The sequence below is a fragment of the Streptomyces sp. SPB074 genome, assembly GCF_000154905.1.
In the GTDB taxonomy this organism is placed as follows: domain Bacteria; phylum Actinomycetota; class Actinomycetes; order Streptomycetales; family Streptomycetaceae; genus Streptomyces.
Genome location: NZ_GG770539.1, coordinates 6,674,778 through 6,676,358, shown reverse-complemented (window position 1 = coordinate 6,676,358; position 1,581 = coordinate 6,674,778). Strand labels below are relative to the sequence as shown.

At 72.2% G+C, this 1,581-nt stretch carries 1 protein-coding gene, 1 pseudogene and 1 riboswitch; of the genes and pseudogenes, one reads left to right on the top strand and one right to left on the bottom strand.

All coding sequences use genetic code 11. From position 1 onward, the window contains the following. Positions 1 to 328 (bottom strand): annotated as a pseudogene (locus SSBG_RS28555) (glycine hydroxymethyltransferase); the annotation flags it as partial. A gap of 20 nt (positions 329 to 348) precedes the next feature. After that, a riboswitch (ZMP/ZTP riboswitch) is annotated at positions 349 to 454 on the bottom strand. Between the two features lie 139 nt (positions 455 to 593). Here SSBG_RS28555 and SSBG_RS28550 point away from each other — a divergent pair. Then, entirely contained in the window at positions 594 to 1,562 is a 969-nt protein-coding gene (locus SSBG_RS28550; RefSeq protein ID WP_008749513.1) for an aldo/keto reductase, read from the top strand. The last annotated feature ends 19 nt before the right edge of the window (positions 1,563 to 1,581 follow it).

Here is a 1,581-nt window from a genome sequence, read left to right as displayed (position 1 = left end):
AGGGCGCGGGCGTGCTCGGCGGGAAGGCACGACGGTGTCGACGTTGCGGCAGCCCGCGTAGAAGAAGGGGCCCGGCGGTGCCCTCGGCGTACTTGTCGCTCATCCAGTTGCCCATCGCGAGGAGCGTCGCGGGGGACGCGTAGTTCTCGCTCGCGATGAGCTTGAGGGACTCGCGCTGGTCGGCCAGCTCCTGGCCGATGGCGGCGGCGATACGGGGCTCGACGGAGCGGACGACGTCGAGGGCGCCGCGGAAGGCGGCGGAGGCGAGGGCGGCGACGCCCTGCGGGTCCTCGCCGGGCGCGGGGAAGGGCGTGGGTGCGCTGGACATGGCTCTCTCCCAGGTCAGTGTCGAATGGCCCAGGCGCACGACCGCACACCGGGCGGTGGCACCGCCCGTGCGGGGGCCGCTTCCTCGTGGTCGATTCCACTGTTCGCGCCAGTCACGGCCCCGGGGGCAGGCTAGCAAGGAACCGGGTGCCGGGGGCCTGTCGCGCCCACGATGCGGGACACCGCGAGCGGGGCGGGCGCGAGGGAGGATCATGGACGGGTCCGGGGAGGACCCCGGGCGTCCGACCACCGACGGAGGCCACGCTGTGCAGTACGTGAAACTCGGCTCGACAGGGCTGGACGTCTCGCGCCTCACCCTCGGGTGCATGAGCTTCGGCGTTCCCGGCCGGGGCAATCACACGTGGACGCTCGACGAGGAGCGCTCGCGGCCCCTGATCCGGCAGGCGATCGAGGCGGGCGTCACCTTCTTCGACACCGCCAACGCCTACTCGGACGGCACGAGCGAGGAGATCGTGGGGCGCGCGCTGAGGGACTTCGCGCGCCGTGAGGACGTCGTGCTCGCCACGAAGGTGTACATGCCGATGCGTCAGGGGCCCAACGGGGGCGGCCTCTCGCGCAAGGTGATCCTGCACGAGATCGACGCGAGCCTGAAACGGCTCGGCACCGATCACGTGGACCTCTACCAGATCCACCGCTTCGATCCCGCGACGCCGGTCGAGGAGACGATGGAGGCGCTGCACGACGTCGTGAAGGCGGGCAAGGCCCGGTACATCGGGGCGAGTTCGATGTACGCCTGGCAGTTCTCGAAGCTCCAGTACACGGCGGCGGCGCACGGCTGGACGCGCTTCGTGTCGATGCAGGACCACTACAACCTGCTCTACCGCGAGGAGGAGCGCGAGATGCTGCCGCTCTGCGCGGACCAGGGCGTGGGCGTACTGCCGTGGAGCCCGCTCGCGCGCGGCCGTCTCACCCGTCCGTGGGACGTGGAGACGGAGCGGGGGCGCACGGACGAGTTCGGCAAGACGCTCTACGCGGAGGGGGACCGCGAGATCGTGGCGGCCGTCCAGCGGATCGCGGAGGGCCGCGGCGTCCCGGCGGCGCGCGTCGCGCTCGCGTGGCTGCTCCAGCGGCCCGGGGTCACCTCGCCCATCGTCGGCGTCACGAAGGAGTCGCACCTGACGGACGCGCTCGCCGCGCTGGACCTCGTCCTGGACGAGAAGGAGGTGGCCGAGCTGGAGGCGCCCTACGGACCGCACGAGGTCGCGGGGCACTGACGGCAGGGAGGGGGCGGGG